Genomic DNA, 13,949 nt, shown 5'->3' with positions numbered 1-13,949 from the left:
ACAAGCAAGGCCCGGCTAACGCCGGGCCTTGTTCGTTCTCGCTTAGCATGCTGCGCATGAGCAAAGACACAGTGATCGTCTGGCTGGCAGGCGCCACCGGCCTGGTCGGCGGCGAGCTGATCCGGCAACTGCTCGCCCAGCCGGAGGTGGAACTCCATGTGCTGCTGCGCCGCGCAGCGCCCGCCGGGCTGCCGGACTCGCCACGCTTGCATTGCCACCGGGTCGATTTCAGCCGTGCCGACCTCGGCACGGGCGAGCTGCCGGCGCCCGCGCAGGTGTTCATTGCACTGGGCAGCACGATGGCGCAAGCAGGCTCGCAGCAGGCCTTCCGCGCCGTCGACTTCGACGCGGTGCTGAACGTCGCGCGGACGGCGCGCGCCGCCGGGGCCAGGTCTTGCGCCGTCGTGTCGGCGTTGGGTGCCGACGCCGGCTCCACCGTCTTCTACAACCGCGTCAAGGGCGAGACCGAGCAGGCGCTGCGCGCGCTTGGCTTCGCACGCCTCGTGCTGGCGCGGCCCTCGCTGCTCAGCGGCGACCGCGCCGCGCTCGGCCAGCCGGGCCGGCCCGGCGAGTCCTGGGCGCTGCGCCTGAGCCTGCCGCTGTCGCCGCTGATCCCGGCACGCTGGCGACCGATCGCCGCCGAGCGGGTGGCGCGGGCGATGCGTCTTGCCATCGGTCAAGACACGGGCGCAGTCTGCGTGCTCGAATCCGCACAGATGCAAACACTGGGAGCCTCATGAAACTCACCTTCCTCGGCGCCGCCGATGCCGTCACCGGCTCGCGCCACCTGCTCGATATCGGTCAGCAGCGCCTGCTGCTCGACTGCGGCCTGTTCCAGGGCTACAAGGTGCTGCGCGAGCGCAACTGGAGCGGCCTGGGCGTGGCGCCGCAAAGCGTCGACGCCGTGCTGCTCTCGCACGCGCACCTGGACCACAGCGGCTACATCCCGGCGCTGGTGCGCCAGGGCTTTCGCGGACAGATCTACTCGACGCCGGCGACGCGCGCCCTCTGCGAGGTGCTGCTGATGGACAGTGCCAAGCTGCAGGAGGAAGACGCGCGCCGCGCCAACCGCGACCACACCTCGCGCCATGAGAAGGCACTGCCGCTGTACACCGCCAAGGACGCCAAGAAGGCGCTGCAGCACTTCGTCGGTCTGCCGCGCGATGGCCGACTCAAGCTGGGCAAGAGCGAGATCCGCTTCACGCCGGCCGGCCATCTCCTTGGTGCCAGCTCCATCAGCGTGACCGCCGAGGGCAGGACCGTGGTGTTCTCCGGCGACATCGGCCGCGACAACGACCTGCTGATGCCGCCGCCTCAGCCGGTCGAAGGCGCCGACATCCTGATTGTCGAATCGACCTACGGCAACCGCCTGCATCCCGCCGAGGACGTGCAGGCGCACCTGGGCCAGATCATCCGCACGACCATCAAGCGTGGCGGCAGCGTGCTGCTGCCCAGCTTTGCGGTGGGTCGCGCCCAGGCGCTGCTGCTGGTGCTGCAGCGCCTGCGCAGCGCGGGCGAGATCCCTATGGATCTGCCCATCATCCTGGACAGCCCGATGGCCAGCGAGGCCACCGAGATCCTCGGCCACTACCGGCGCCTGCTGCGCGTCAGTGCCAGCGAGGTGGCAACGCTCTGCGACGATGTGCAGATCGTCAGCAAGCCGGCCGATTCGCTGAAAGCGGCGACGCGCGCAATCAGCCGGCCTGCGGTGATCATCTCGGCCAGCGGCATGGCCACCGGCGGCCGGGTGCTGAACTACCTGAAGACACTGGCACCGGGCGAGCGCCACCACATCGTCTTCCCCGGCTTCCAGGTCGGCGGTAGCCGCGGCGCGAAGATGATCGCCGGTGCGCGCGAGATCAAGATGCGCGGCGCCTTCGTGCCGGTCAACGCACAGGTCAGCCATCTGGAAGGCTTCTCCGGCCATGCCGATGCCGACGGGCTGCTGGCCTGGATGCGCAGCTTCAAGAAGCAGCCGGAGCAGGTCTTCGTCGTGCACGGCGAGCCCGACGCCAGCGACGCGCTGCGCTGCCGCATCCAGGACGAGCTGGGCTGGCGCGTGCGCGTGCCGCAGCACGGGGAGAGCGTGGCGCTGTGATGAGCGGGCTCAGCACTGCCTTCGGCGTTTCCGGCGAGCTGATCACCGGGCTGGCTGCCGCCTTGGGCAGCGGCCTGCTGATCGGTCTGGAGCGCGAGCGCCACAAGCGCCGCGGCCAGCACCGCGAGCCGGCCGGGCTGCGCACCTTCACGCTGGCTTCGATGAGCGGCGCGCTGGCACAGGCGCTCAATGTGCCGGGCTTGGTCGCGGTGGGCGCGCTGGCGATCACCGCGCTGGCCGCGATCGCCTATGCGCGCAGCCGCGACCGCGATCCGGGCCTGACCACCGAGATCGCGCTGCTGGTCACCTACCTGATCGGCGTGCTGTGCATCACCGCGCCGCTGCTCGGCGCGCCCGCCGCCGTGGTCATGACCGCGCTGCTGGCCGCGCGCACGCGGCTGCACCGCTTCGCCACCGACGTGCTGCGCGAGGAAGAGCTGCACGACGGCCTGCTGCTCGGCGCGCTGGCGCTTGTGGTGATGCCGCTGATGCCCAAGGACCCGTTGCCCTGGCTGGCCGGCATGAAGGCGCATTCGCTGATGGGCCTGATGCTGCTGCTGCTCGCCTTGCAGGCGGTGGGCCATATCGCGCTGCGCCTGGCCGGTGCGCAGGCCGGCCTGGCCTTGTCGGGCCTGCTCTCCGGCTTGGTATCGAGCACCGCCACCATCGCGTCGATGGGCACGCGCGCGCGTGCGATGCCCGGCCTGAGTCTGGCCTGTGCTTCCGGCGCGGTGATGTCGACCTGCGCCACCTGGCTGCAGGCGATCTTGATGCTGTTCGCGATGGCGCCTCAGGCCGCGATGCTGGCGTTGCCGGTCGCGGCGCTGGGCATTGCGCTGTGCGGCGGCATGGGCCTGCTGCTGGCCCGGCGCTCGCGGCGCCTGGAGGCCGACGGCGAAGCCGCGGCCAGCGGCAGCGATGGCCAGCGTCAAGGTCCGCTGCGGCTGCGCGAGGCGCTGATCCTGTCGCTGATGCTCAGCGCGGTGGCCATCGTGGTCAGCTGGGCGCGCGAGCACTTCGGCGCCTCGGGCCTTTACGGCGCGGTGGCGATCGCGGCCTTCGCCGACGCGCACTCGCCGATCGCCTCGCTGGCCGGCCTGCAGGCCGCCGGCCAGATCAGCCGCGGCCAGGCCCTGCTCGGCCTGATGCTCGCGATCGGCTGCAACAGCATCACGCGCAGCATCACCGCGGTAGTCTCGGGCGGCTGGGGCTTCGCTCGCTACGTCATCCCGGCGCTGGCGCTGCCGCTGCTGCTCGGCGGCGCGCTCAGCTGGCTGCTGCTGGCACGACTGGCGGGATGAAGACTGCGCCCATCGTCCCGGCCCGCATCGCCTTCGACGGCCCGGGCCCGGATGCACCGCCATCGGCGCCGGACTTCGGCGACGTCTATCACGCACGCGCCGGCGCCTTCGCGCAGGCCCGCCATGTCTTCCTCGGCGGCAACCGCCTGCCCGAGCGCTGGCGCGGCCGCGCGCGCTTCGTGATCCTCGAGACCGGCTTCGGGCTGGGCAACAACTTCCTCGCCAGCTGGGCGGCCTGGCGTGAGGATGCTCAGCGCAGCGAGCGACTCTTCTTCATCAGCATCGAAAAGCATCCGCCGACGCGCGCCGATCTCGCGCGCGCCCATGCCGCCTCGCCCGAGCCGGCGCTGGCCGCGCAGCTGGTGCAGGCCTGGCCGGCGCTGACGCCCAATCTGCACCGGCTCGTCTTCGAAGGCGGCCGCGTGCAGCTGCTGCTGGCGCTGGGCGATGTGCGCGATTGGCTGGCCGAGCTGGTCGCCGAGGTCGATGCGGTCTACCTCGACGGCTTCGCACCGGCGAAGAACCCGGAGATGTGGGATGCCTACACGCTCAAGCGCCTGGCCCGCCTGGCGGCGCCGGGCGCCACCGCAGCGACCTGGAGCGTGGCGCGCGGCGTGCGTGACGGCCTGGCGGCGGCGGGCTTCGAGGTGCAACGCGTGCCTGGCTTCGCCAGCAAGGGACAGATGTGTGTGGCCGAGTTCCGCCCGCGCCACGCGACCGAGCGCCCTGCCGGCCGGCTGGCGCTGGCGCCGCAGGCGCGCGAGGTGCTGATCGTCGGCGCCGGCTTGGCCGGCGCAGCCTGCGCCCATGCGCTGCGCGAGCAGGGCATCGCCTGCCGCGTGCTGGAGGCAAGACCTGGCCCCGCGCAGGCCGGCTCGGGCAACCCCGGCGGACTCTTCCACGGCACGCTGAATCCTGACGACGGCCTGCATGCGCGCTTCAACCGCGCCGCCGCGCTAGCGACCGAGCGCCAGCTGCAGACCTTGGGCCCCGCCCTGCCCTGGCTGCAGCGCGGCCTGCTGCGGCTGGAGACCCGCTACGGGATGGATGAGATGCGGACGCTTCTCGTCAGGCTGGGCCTGCCACCAGACTATGTGCAGGCGCTCGATGCGAGCGAGGCCGCCGCACGCTGCGGCCTGCCGCTGGCGCAGCCGGCCTGGTTCTACCCCGGCGGCGGTGCGCTGCCGCCCCAGGCCTATGTGCGTGCGCTGCTCGGCGCCACGCCGCTGCTGAGCGGTCACACCGTCGCGGCCTTGCGCCGGGACGGTGAGGCCTGGTCGGTGCTGGATGCCGAGGGCCGGACGATCGCCAGCGCCGATGCGCTGGTGCTGGCCGCCGGCCGCGACACACCCGCGCTGCTGGCCTCGCTGCGCACAGCCATCCCATCTTGGCCACTGCAGCCGCAGCGCGGGCAGATTGCCCACATCCCCGCCGGTCTGGGCTGGCCAGTGCCGACGCTGCCAGTGGCCGGCGCCGGCTATGCGATCGCCGATGGCCAGGGCGGCCTGTGGTGCGGCGCGACGGCGCAGGAAGGCGACCTCGACGCGACGCTGCGCGACAGCGATCACGCGGCCAATCTGGCGCAGTACCGCGCGCTGGCCGGCATCGATGCAGCCATCGCCGACGCGCCCTTGGCCGGCCGGGTGGGCTGGCGGTTGCTGGCGCCGGACCGGCTGCCGCTGGTTGGCGGGCTGCCTGTGTCTGAGCATCATGGCCGCCAGGACCAGGTACGGCTGTGGCCCGAGCTGCCGGGGCTGGCGGTCTGCACCGGCCTGGCCTCGCGCGGCATCGGCTGGGCGGCGCTGTGCGGCCAGGTGCTGGCCAGCCGCCTCAGCGGCGCGCCGGTGCCGTTGGAGGCCGGCCTGCTGGACGCCATCGCACCGGCGCGATTTGCGTTGGCGCAGCGGCGGCGTTAGGTACCTCCTCGCGGGCGCGTGACCGGTGAAGAACACCGGTCGTGCTGATGGTGGAGTGCGGCACTGCGGCCCGGGCAGTCGCCGGGTTCAGGTTCGGCGGTCGGCCCTGCGGTCCGACTCCCCTGCGCTGCTCAGCGCCGCACATTCACCCGGCAGCTGCCCGGGCCGCAGTGCCCGAGACGCCGAGCGCTGGCACGAACTCGTGGCCTGCCACCACAGTGCCTGGCGGCGGCTCGGCCCGCTGCCGGGCGATTTCTGCGCGGCCGAGAGCGCAGCGGAGTGGGCCGGCGCGCGCAGCGCGCTTCAACATCTAACTGGGCGCGGTTGTTCGAGCGCAGCGAACCGCAGGTGAGCGTAGCGAGTTCTGCGCCCCCGGCCCGCGCAGCGAGCACCGAGGGCAGTCGGCCCGCAGGGCCGACCCGCGCAGCATGAGCCCGGCAGCGGGCCGAGCCGCCACCACGCGCTGACCTTGGCATGCCGCCAGGTCAGCACAAAAAGAGATCTCAGTCGAAGCTCAGCGTCTTCACCTCACCCGCCGTGCCCAGCAAGCACACGCTGGCACGGTTGCGCGCGAACACGCCCACGGTCACCACGCCGGGCCACTGGTTCACATCGGCTTCGAAGGCCTTGGGGTCGCTGATGGCAAGACCGCGCACGTCGAGGATGGCGCACCCGTTGTCGGTCACCACGCCCTCGCGCAGCTTGGCGTCCACGCCCATCGCGGCGAAGCGGCGCGCCACCTGCGCGGCGGCCATCGGGATCACTTCGACAGGCAGAGGGAACTTGCCCAGCGTCTGCACCAGCTTCGATTCGTCGGCGATGCAGACAAAACGCTCGGCCAGGTCGGCGACGATCTTCTCGCGCGTCAGCGCGGCGCCGCCGCCCTTGATCATGTGGCCCTGGTGGTCGATCTCGTCGGCACCGTCGATATAGACCGGCAGGCTCGTCACCTCGGAAGCCTCGAGGATGCGGATGCCCAGCGCCTTCATGCGCTCGGTCGAGCGCACCGAACTCGACACCGCGCCAGCGATGGCGCGGTCGCTGGCGGCCAGCGCGTCGATGAACTTGTCCACCGTCGAGCCGGTGCCCACGCCCACGATGGAGCCCGGCTGCACATACTGCAGCGCAGCCTGGCCGACCAGGGCCTTGAGTTCGTCTTGGGTGAGGGGCTTGTTCATGGTTCGCAGGCAGGAGATGCAGACAGGAGATGCGCCGCATTATCCCTGTCCCGCCCGGCCTCTGACCCGGCTCAGGCAGCGTAGAACTTGCCGTGAAAGCCGTAAGGCACCCAGTACGGCAACCAGACCCGCGCCATGGGTCCGGCGCTCAAGGCCTCAGCATCGAATACGCTGGCAAAGCTCTGACGGCGGCGCAGGTCGTAGCCCATGCCTACCAGCCAACCCTCGCCTTCGCGCCGGCTGCCGGGCTTGGGCACCAGCACATGCTCCTCCACCACCACATTGGCGCCGAACACGAAGCGTTCGCGGCGGCCGCTGTCCAGGTCCAGGCGCATCAGCGCATCGGCGCCCCAACGCGTTGCCAGCGCGCTGGCGTGCGTGTAGAAGACCTGCCGATGCCGCTGCGCCACGACGCGCGGGTCGACCACCGGAAACTCCACCGCTTCATCCCGGCTGTCCTGACGCAGGCGACCGCTGGACAGCGACAGATGCAGCAGCGCAGGCGTCGAGCCACGCTCCTGCGGCCTGATGCCACGCATCAACTCGCCGGCGCTGGCATTGAAGTCGGTCATCGGCTGAGAGCGCACATAGTCCAGGTGGATCTCGTCGCCCTCATCCCAGGCATTGCCGAAGTGGAACACCATCGTCGCGGGCATCTCGAAGATGCGCAGCTGCTGGAAGTCGGCCTTGTCTGTTACCAGTACGCGCGTCCCCTCGCCAGCCTGCCAGCGCATCGCCTGCGCCATGCTCTGGCCTGCGCGGACTGCCTGCATGTCCAGACTCAGCGGCGGCAGCAGGAAGATCAGATGGCGCTGCGACACCACGAAGTCATGCACCATCGCCGGCACCGGCAGTTTCAGCACCGCATGCCGCAGCAGCTGGCCGCGCGGCGAGATCTGGTAGACCACCAGCCGGCCGTTCATGGTGCCGAAGTTCCACAGCGTGCCGTCCGGCTCCACCTTGGGATGCGCCGAGAAGGGCATGCCCTGCAGATCCGGCGCCCAGGCCTTGGGGCCACGCGTCTGCAGGTTCTGCGGGTCCAGCTCGTAGGCGCTGCCCCCCTCCCACAACGCGTACAGCCTGCCATCGAGCCGCATCACGCTGGTGTTGGCGGTGTTCAGGCTGTCCGCGCCGCGGATCGGCAGCTCCGGCTTGATCGCCGTGCCCAGCGTGGGCAGCAGGAATCGGCCGGCCTGCTGCTCGGCGCGGAACTTGAGCGTGTTGACGAAGCGCGCCTGGTGGCGCACGCCGCCATCTTCGAAATGCCAGGCCTGCAGCAGGCCGTCGCCGTCGAACCAGTGCTCGTAGCGGCGACCGGCGCGCTCCATCAGACCCGGCCCGTTGCGGTAGTAGACGCCGCGCAGCCCTTGCGGCAGGCGGCCCTCGATCGTCAGCGCGGCGGCCTCGCGATCTGTACCGTCCCAGCCCGCCAGCGGCGCCAGCTCCGGCGCAGCCGCCGCGAAGCCCGTCGGGGCGGCGGACAAGGCGGGCGCGCCCAGCAGGGCGCCGAGTCCGGCCGCCAGCAATTCACGTCTATGCATGGCCGCCTCCTCAGTAGAGCTTGACGGCGACACGGCTGCCGCTGGCCACCGACAGCACGGCGTCCTCGAACCGCGGCGGGCCGAAGCCGCCGCCAGCGTTGTTGGAGAAGCCGAAAGGCTCGACCGGCATGCCGACCGGATTCATGTCCAGCCGGCCGTTGCCATTGAGGTCATGGATGATGCTCAGCGCCAGCGGCCCCTCGGGCAAGGCGCTCAGCTGGATGAGCAGCTTGCCATCCTGCGCCTGTGCCGCGGCCAGGCTGCGCACCGCCGCCGGTTGGCGCAGCCAGCCCTTGGCATCGGCAAACACCAGCACCAGCAAGCGGCCCTCGGTTGACGTCAGGCCCTCGATCTCGACTTCCAGGTCCGCCGCTCGAGCCGCGCCACCCAGGCTCAAGCCAAGTGCCGCCACCAGCAGGGCCACGCGGGCTCGCCCGCTGAATTCGTTTCGCATGCCTCATCTCCAGGTTCAGTGAAGGTGGCTGAACTCTAGAAAGGCAGGTCTCGGCTCGCGAGCCGCATGCGACCGGGCACTGGCGCTGGTCGCCAACGGTAGCCAGCGCGGCGCGAACGGTATCCGCCGCTGCGGCGGGACTGCTCAGCGGCTGCGTCGCGCGCGCACCGCAGCGGCCAGCTCGCGCAACAGCGGTGCGGTCTGATCCCAGCCCAGGCAGGCGTCGGTGATCGACACGCCGGGCTTCAGATCGGCCTTGCACTGGCCAGGCAGCAGGTCCTGGCGGCCTTCGTGCAGATGGCTCTCGATCATCACGCCGCTAATGCGGCGCTCGCCGCCGGCGATCTGTGCCGCCACGTCGCGGCCCACGTCGATCTGGCGTTCGTACTTCTTGCTCGAATTGGCATGCGAGAAGTCGACCATCACCTGCTCGCGCAGGCCGGCGCCCTTGAGCACCTCGCAGGCTGCGGCCACCGAAGCGGCGTCGTAGTTGGGTGTCTTGCCGCCGCGCAGGATCACGTGGCAGTCGCTATTGCCCCGCGTCTCGAAGATCGCCGCCACGCCCATCTTGGTCATGCCCATGAAGGCATGGCTGGCCTGCGCCGCGAGCACCGCGTCGGAGGCGACCTTGAGGCCGCCGTCGGTACCGTTCTTGAAGCCCACCGGGCAGGACAGGCCCGACGCCAGCTGGCGGTGGCTCTGGCTCTCGGTCGTGCGTGCACCGATCGCGCCCCAGGCGATCAGGTCGGCGATGTACTGCGGCGACAGCAGGTCCAGGAACTCGGTGCCGGCCGGCAGGCCCAGCGCGGTGACGTCCAGCAGCAGCTGGCGCGCCAGGCGCAGCCCTTCGTTCATGTGGAAGCTGCCGTCCAGGCGCGGGTCGTTGATATAGCCCTTCCAGCCCACCGTGGTGCGGGGCTTCTCGAAATAGACGCGCATCACCACCAGCAGGTCCTGGGCCAGCTCGTCGCGCAGTCCCTTGAGCAGGCGCGCATAGTCCATCGCCTGGTCGTGGTCGTGGATCGAGCAGGGACCGACGACGACCAGCAGGCGGTCGTCCTGCCCGTGCAGCACGGCGCTGATCTCCTGGCGCGCGCGCTCGACCAGATCCAGCGAAGCCGCCGGCACCGGCAGCTCGTCCAGCAGCAAGGCCGGCGAGATCAGCGGGCGCACCGCGCCGATGCGCGTGTCGTCGGTGCGGGTGCTGTCCTGGGTGGCATCCAGCGAACCGACCTCGCGGTCGTGCTTGTGGTCGTCGAGAAGCTTGTTCATAGGTATCCAGAGCGTCGGGCCGTCGATGGCCTCGCATCGATTATCGGCGTCTGCGGCGCCGCCCTGCAGGCCTCGATGCGACAATTGATGCGACAGCTTCGACCCATCATGGCCCTCGTCCCCTACGCCCTCACCCGCCCCTTTCTCTTCGGCCTGGATGCCGAGCATGCCCACGAACTGACCCTGGGCGCCATCGCACGGCTGCAGAACACGCCGGCGCAATGCCTGTGGAGCCAGCCGCGCATCGCCGATCCGGTCACCGTCGCCGGCCTGAAGTTCCCCAACCGCATCGGCCTGGCCGCCGGTCTGGACAAGAACGGCCGCTGCATCGATGGCCTGGGCGCGATGGGCTTCGGCTTCATTGAGGTGGGCACGGTCACACCCAAGGGCCAGCCGGGCAACGACAAACCGCGCATGTTCCGCCTGCCCGAGGCCGAGGCGCTGATCAACCGGCTGGGCTTCAACAACGAAGGCCTCGCCAGCTTCATTGCCAACGTCCGGCAGGCGCGCAGCTTCCGCGCGGCCGGCGGCCTGCTTGGTCTGAACATCGGCAAGAACGCGGCAACACCGATCGAGAACGCGGTCGACGACTACCTGATCGGCCTGGACGGCGTCTTCCCGCATGCCGACTACATCACCGTCAACATCTCCAGCCCCAACACCAAGAACCTGCGTGCGCTGCAGAGTGACGAGGCGCTGGACGCGCTGCTGTCGCGCCTGCAGGCGCGCAAGCTGGAGCTGCAGGCGCAGTCGGGCCGCAAGGTGCCGATGTTCGTGAAGATCGCCCCCGACCTGGACGAGGACCAGGTCGCGGTGATCGCGCAGACCCTGCAGAAGAACGGCATCGACGGCGTGATCGCCACCAACACCACCATCGCCCGCGATGCGGTGAAGGGCCTGCCGCATGCCGACGAGACCGGCGGCCTCTCCGGCCGGCCGGTCTTCGAGGCGAGCAACCGCGTAATCCGCCTGCTGCGCGCCGCCTTGGGCAGCAGCTACCCCATCATCGGTGTCGGCGGCGTGCTCAGCGGCGAGGATGCACGCGCCAAGATCCAGTCCGGGGCCGACCTGGTGCAGATCTACACCGGCCTGATCTACAAGGGTCCGGCCCTGGTGCGCGCCTGCGCGCAGGCGCTGGCGCGCGTCTGAGCGCACTGACGCTGTCAGCGCAAGGGCCGCGCGGCGCGTTTTGACAAGCCTATGCCTGACAAGCACATCGGTCTGCCACGAATCCAGGCGCTGGCAGCTGCAATCGCCTTGATCGCCCTGCCGGCGTGGACCCTGGCGCAGACGGCAACGGCCAAGCCGGCTGCAACCGTCAGCGTCGCCGCGCCGAGCGAGGCGCTCTGCACCGCGCACTTCGACCAGCTGTCGCGCCAGCTCGCCCAGCGCATCGCTGCCAGCGCGGAAGCCTCACGCGCCCCGCTGCGCGCCGAGCTGAGTCAGGTGCTGCGCAAGGGTGCGGTGTTTGTCGGCCATGCCTATCTGGATTCGATGAGCGAATCGCAGGGCCGTGCCGAGCTCGAGAAGGCCAAGGCCGAGTTGGCGCGGCTCAGCGCCGCCGAGCGCGAGCGCCTGACGCCGCCCTGCGACGCGATGTCCCACAAGCTGCGCAAGGACGCACCGGCCTGGCAGCGGCTGGTGGTCGACAAGGTTGCCGACCGGCGTGCCGAACGTCTGGTCAAGTCGGCCCTCGAGGAGCGCCAGCGCGACAGTGCCCCGCCCGCGACGCGCTGAGCCGCCACGGCCTGCAAGCAGGCCTGTCGAACGAACCAATGCGCTCAGCCGGCGAGCACGCGCAGCACCTTCTGCAGCCCCTCCACCGCCTTGCCCTTGCGCGCCCGCTTGCCGGCATAGCCCGCCAGCGCCGCGCCCTTGAGCAGCTCTTCCTTGGGCTTGCCGCCGCGGCCGCTGCCCTGGACCAGCAGAGTCTGCGTGAAGGCGGCCGTGCTGATCAGCGCGTCCTTGGCCTCCAGGTCCATCAGCGTCAGGCCGCGGCCACCCTTAGGCTGGTGCTTGAGTTCGTCCAGCGGGTAGGTCAACAAGCGGCCCTGCAGCGACAGGCAAGCGAGTTGCACGCCCAGCACCTCGCCGCCCGGCAGCGGCGCCGGCGGCAGCGGTTTTTCCTCGCCTTCCAGGCTGAGGAAGGTCTTGCCGGCCTTCTGGCGGCTGACCAGATCGCCGATCTGCGCGATCAGGCCGAAGCCGCCGGTACCGGCCAGCACCAGGCGCTGCGCCGGCGCGCCGGCGAAGTAATGCGCGATCTGCGTGCCCGCTTCCAGCTCGATCATCGTCGTGATCGGCTGGCCATCGCCTCGGCCGCCGGGCAGCACCGCCACCGGCACCGAGTAGACGCGGCCATTGCTGCCGAAGACGATCAGCGGATCGACGCTGCGGCAGGGGAAGACGCCGTAGAGCTGGTCGCCGCTCTTGAAGGACAGCGCAGCCGCATCGACCTCGTGGCCCTTCAGTGCGCGCACCCAGCCCTTCATCGACACCACCACGGTGACCGGCTCGTCCACCACCTTGATCTCGGCGACGGCCTTCTTCTCTTCCTGGATCAGCGTGCGACGCTCGTCGCCGTAGGCCTTGGCATCGGCCTCGATCTCCTTGACCACGGTGCGCTTGAGCACGCCGGGGATGCCGAGGATGTCCTCTAGCTTGGCCTTCTCCTCGCGCAGCTGTTTCAGCTCCTGCTCGATCTTGATCGCCTCCAGCCGCGCCAACTGGCGCAGACGGATTTCGAGGATGTCCTCGGCTTGCCGGTCCGACAGGCGGAAGCGCTCGATCAGCGCGGCCTTGGGCTCGTCGCTGTTGCGGATGATGCGGATCACCTCGTCGATGTTCAGCAGCACCAGCTGGCGGCCTTCCAACACATGGATGCGGTCATTGACCTTGTCCAGGCGGTGCTGGGTGCGACGCTGCACCGTGGCCTGGCGGTAGCCCAGCCATTCGACGAGGATCTGGCGCAGGCTCTTCTGCACCGGACGGCCGTCGGCGCCGATCATCGTCAGGTTGACCGGCGCGCTGCTCTCCAACGAGGTCTGCGCGAGCAGCGTGGTGATCAGCTCCTGCTGTTCCACCGTGCGGCTCTTGGGCTCGAAGACCAGACGCACCGGTGCGTCCTTGCTGGACTCGTCGCGCACGCCGTCCAGCACCGCCAGCACGCTGGCCTTGAGCTGCAGCTGCTCCTGCGTCAGCGCCTTCTTGCCGGCCTTGACCTTGGGGTTGGTCAGCTCCTCGATCTCTTCCAGCACCTTCTGGCTCGACACGCCATGCGGCAGCTCGGTCACCACCAGCTGCCACTGGCCGCGGGCCAGGTCCTCGATCTTCCAGCGCGCGCGCAGCTTCAGCGAGCCGCGGCCGCTGCGGTAGGCGGCCTGGATGTCGTCGGTGGACGAGATCAGTTGGCCGCCGCCCGGATAGTCAGGGCCGGGCAGCAGCGCGAACAGCTCGTCGTCAGAGAGCTTCTCGTTCTTCAGCAGCGCCACGGCTGCCGCAGCCACCTCGCGCAGATTGTGGCTGGGCACCTCGGTGGCCAGGCCCACGGCGATGCCGCTGGCACCATTGAGCAGCACGAAAGGCAGACGCGCCGGCAGCTGCTTGGGCTCCTGCGTGGAGCCGTCGTAGTTGGGCACGAAGTCGACCGTGCCTTCGTCGATCTCGTCGAGCAGCAGTCGCGTGATCGGCGCCAGGCGTGCCTCGGTGTAGCGCATCGCCGCGGCGCCGTCGCCGTCACGGCTGCCGAAGTTGCCCTGGCCGTCGATCAGCGGATAGCGCTGGCTGAAGTCCTGCGCCATGCGCACCAGCGCGTCGTAGGCCGCCTGGTCGCCATGCGGGTGGAAGCGGCCCAGCACATCGCCGACCACGCGGGCGCTCTTCACCGCTTTCGGGCCGCTGGCCGTGGTGAAGGCCAGGCCCATGCGTTCCATCGAGTAGAGGATGCGACGCTGCACCGGCTTCTGGCCGTCGCAGACATCGGGCAGGGCCCGGCCCTTGACGACCGACAGCGCGTACTCGAGATAGGCGCGCTCGGCGTAATGCGCCAGGGCCAGGCTGTCGCCGCCGTCGCCCTCATCGCCACCGTGGTTCTGTGGCGGCGGTGGCGTCTGCGGCGGTTCGTCGTCGAAATCGAAGGAGTTCTGGTTCATGGTGCTGCGGGTGGGCCGGCTTGATGCCGCCACCGATG

The 13,949-nt window shown here is 70.2% G+C and carries 11 protein-coding genes; 6 read left to right on the top strand and 5 right to left on the bottom strand.

What is annotated here, in order from left to right:
• Positions 1-56 precede the first annotated feature (56 nt).
• Genes AC2EBS_RS02880 through mnmC form a run of 4 tightly spaced genes read left to right on the top strand, consistent with a single transcriptional unit; the run spans position 57 to position 5,315 of the window.
• Positions 57-740, top strand: coding sequence for an NAD(P)H-binding protein (locus AC2EBS_RS02880; RefSeq protein WP_484726870.1), 684 nt, complete (start codon positions 57-59; stop codon positions 738-740).
• A complete protein-coding gene (locus AC2EBS_RS02875) occupies positions 737-2,098 on the top strand; it encodes an MBL fold metallo-hydrolase RNA specificity domain-containing protein (RefSeq protein WP_484726869.1) in 1,362 nt (453 codons plus the stop codon). The genes AC2EBS_RS02880 and AC2EBS_RS02875 overlap by 4 nt, the downstream gene beginning before the upstream one ends.
• On the top strand, positions 2,098-3,399 hold the full coding sequence (locus AC2EBS_RS02870; RefSeq protein WP_484726868.1) for an MgtC/SapB family protein: 1,302 nt from the start codon (positions 2,098-2,100) through the stop codon (positions 3,397-3,399). The genes AC2EBS_RS02875 and AC2EBS_RS02870 overlap by 1 nt, the downstream gene beginning before the upstream one ends.
• Positions 3,396-5,315 (top strand): bifunctional tRNA (5-methylaminomethyl-2-thiouridine)(34)-methyltransferase MnmC2/FAD-dependent 5-carboxymethylaminomethyl-2-thiouridine(34) oxidoreductase MnmC1, encoded by a 1,920-nt coding sequence (gene mnmC / locus AC2EBS_RS02865; protein ID WP_484726867.1) that lies wholly within the window; start codon positions 3,396-3,398, stop codon positions 5,313-5,315. The genes AC2EBS_RS02870 and mnmC overlap by 4 nt, the downstream gene beginning before the upstream one ends.
• Positions 5,316-5,818: 503 nt before the next feature.
• Here the strand turns inward: mnmC and rpiA are convergent.
• The 4 genes from rpiA to AC2EBS_RS02845 all read right to left on the bottom strand — a co-directional run bounded on the left by rpiA (position 5,819) and on the right by AC2EBS_RS02845 (position 9,760).
• Positions 5,819-6,493, bottom strand: coding sequence for a ribose-5-phosphate isomerase RpiA (gene rpiA, locus AC2EBS_RS02860; protein WP_484726866.1), 675 nt, complete (start codon positions 6,491-6,493; stop codon positions 5,819-5,821).
• A gap of 71 nt (positions 6,494-6,564) precedes the next feature.
• A complete protein-coding gene (locus AC2EBS_RS02855) occupies positions 6,565-8,034 on the bottom strand; it encodes a carotenoid oxygenase family protein (RefSeq protein ID WP_484726865.1) in 1,470 nt (489 codons plus the stop codon).
• A 10-nt stretch (positions 8,035-8,044) separates the two neighbouring features.
• Positions 8,045-8,488, bottom strand: coding sequence for a DUF2141 domain-containing protein (locus AC2EBS_RS02850; RefSeq protein ID WP_484726864.1), 444 nt, complete (start codon positions 8,486-8,488; stop codon positions 8,045-8,047).
• A 144-nt stretch (positions 8,489-8,632) separates the two neighbouring features.
• On the bottom strand, positions 8,633-9,760 hold the full coding sequence (locus tag AC2EBS_RS02845; protein ID WP_484726863.1) for a 3-deoxy-7-phosphoheptulonate synthase: 1,128 nt from the start codon (positions 9,758-9,760) through the stop codon (positions 8,633-8,635).
• A gap of 108 nt (positions 9,761-9,868) precedes the next feature.
• On the opposite strand from AC2EBS_RS02845, the gene AC2EBS_RS02840 reads away from it, so the two are divergent.
• Both AC2EBS_RS02840 and AC2EBS_RS02835 read left to right on the top strand, forming a co-directional pair.
• Positions 9,869-10,909: a quinone-dependent dihydroorotate dehydrogenase gene (locus AC2EBS_RS02840; RefSeq protein ID WP_484726862.1), complete on the top strand. Its 1,041-nt coding sequence runs from the start codon at positions 9,869-9,871 to the stop codon at positions 10,907-10,909.
• A gap of 51 nt (positions 10,910-10,960) precedes the next feature.
• The gene (locus AC2EBS_RS02835) at positions 10,961-11,497 is read left to right on the top strand and encodes a hypothetical protein (protein WP_484726861.1); all 537 of its coding nucleotides are present in this window, start codon (positions 10,961-10,963) and stop codon (positions 11,495-11,497) included.
• Positions 11,498-11,541: 44 nt separating this feature from the next.
• Here the strand turns inward: AC2EBS_RS02835 and parC are convergent, their stop codons facing one another.
• On the bottom strand, positions 11,542-13,911 hold the full coding sequence (gene parC, locus AC2EBS_RS02830; RefSeq protein ID WP_484726860.1) for a DNA topoisomerase IV subunit A: 2,370 nt from the start codon (positions 13,909-13,911) through the stop codon (positions 11,542-11,544).
• Positions 13,912-13,949 lie beyond the last annotated feature (38 nt).

Source organism: Roseateles sp. T103, assembly GCF_057219915.1.
The sequence above is the reverse complement of the archived record's forward strand: the minus strand, read 5'-3'. Positions and strand labels throughout refer to the sequence as shown.

What these genes read in the sequence shown, in the direction of transcription:
- AC2EBS_RS02880 (WP_484726870.1), top strand. Translation starts at nt 57, where the DNA reads ATGAGCAAAGACACAGTGATCGTCTGGCTGGCAGGCGCCACCGGCCTG.
- AC2EBS_RS02875 (WP_484726869.1), top strand. Translation starts at nt 737, where the DNA reads ATGAAACTCACCTTCCTCGGCGCCGCCGATGCCGTCACCGGCTCGCGC.
- AC2EBS_RS02870 (WP_484726868.1), top strand. Translation starts at nt 2,098, where the DNA reads ATGAGCGGGCTCAGCACTGCCTTCGGCGTTTCCGGCGAGCTGATCACC.
- mnmC (WP_484726867.1), top strand. Translation starts at nt 3,396, where the DNA reads ATGAAGACTGCGCCCATCGTCCCGGCCCGCATCGCCTTCGACGGCCCG.
- rpiA (WP_484726866.1), bottom strand. Translation starts at nt 6,493, where the DNA reads ATGAACAAGCCCCTCACCCAAGACGAACTCAAGGCCCTGGTCGGCCAG.
- AC2EBS_RS02855 (WP_484726865.1), bottom strand. Translation starts at nt 8,034, where the DNA reads ATGCATAGACGTGAATTGCTGGCGGCCGGACTCGGCGCCCTGCTGGGC.
- AC2EBS_RS02850 (WP_484726864.1), bottom strand. Translation starts at nt 8,488, where the DNA reads ATGCGAAACGAATTCAGCGGGCGAGCCCGCGTGGCCCTGCTGGTGGCG.
- AC2EBS_RS02845 (WP_484726863.1), bottom strand. Translation starts at nt 9,760, where the DNA reads ATGAACAAGCTTCTCGACGACCACAAGCACGACCGCGAGGTCGGTTCG.
- AC2EBS_RS02840 (WP_484726862.1), top strand. Translation starts at nt 9,869, where the DNA reads ATGGCCCTCGTCCCCTACGCCCTCACCCGCCCCTTTCTCTTCGGCCTG.
- AC2EBS_RS02835 (WP_484726861.1), top strand. Translation starts at nt 10,961, where the DNA reads ATGCCTGACAAGCACATCGGTCTGCCACGAATCCAGGCGCTGGCAGCT.
- parC (WP_484726860.1), bottom strand. Translation starts at nt 13,911, where the DNA reads ATGAACCAGAACTCCTTCGATTTCGACGACGAACCGCCGCAGACGCCA.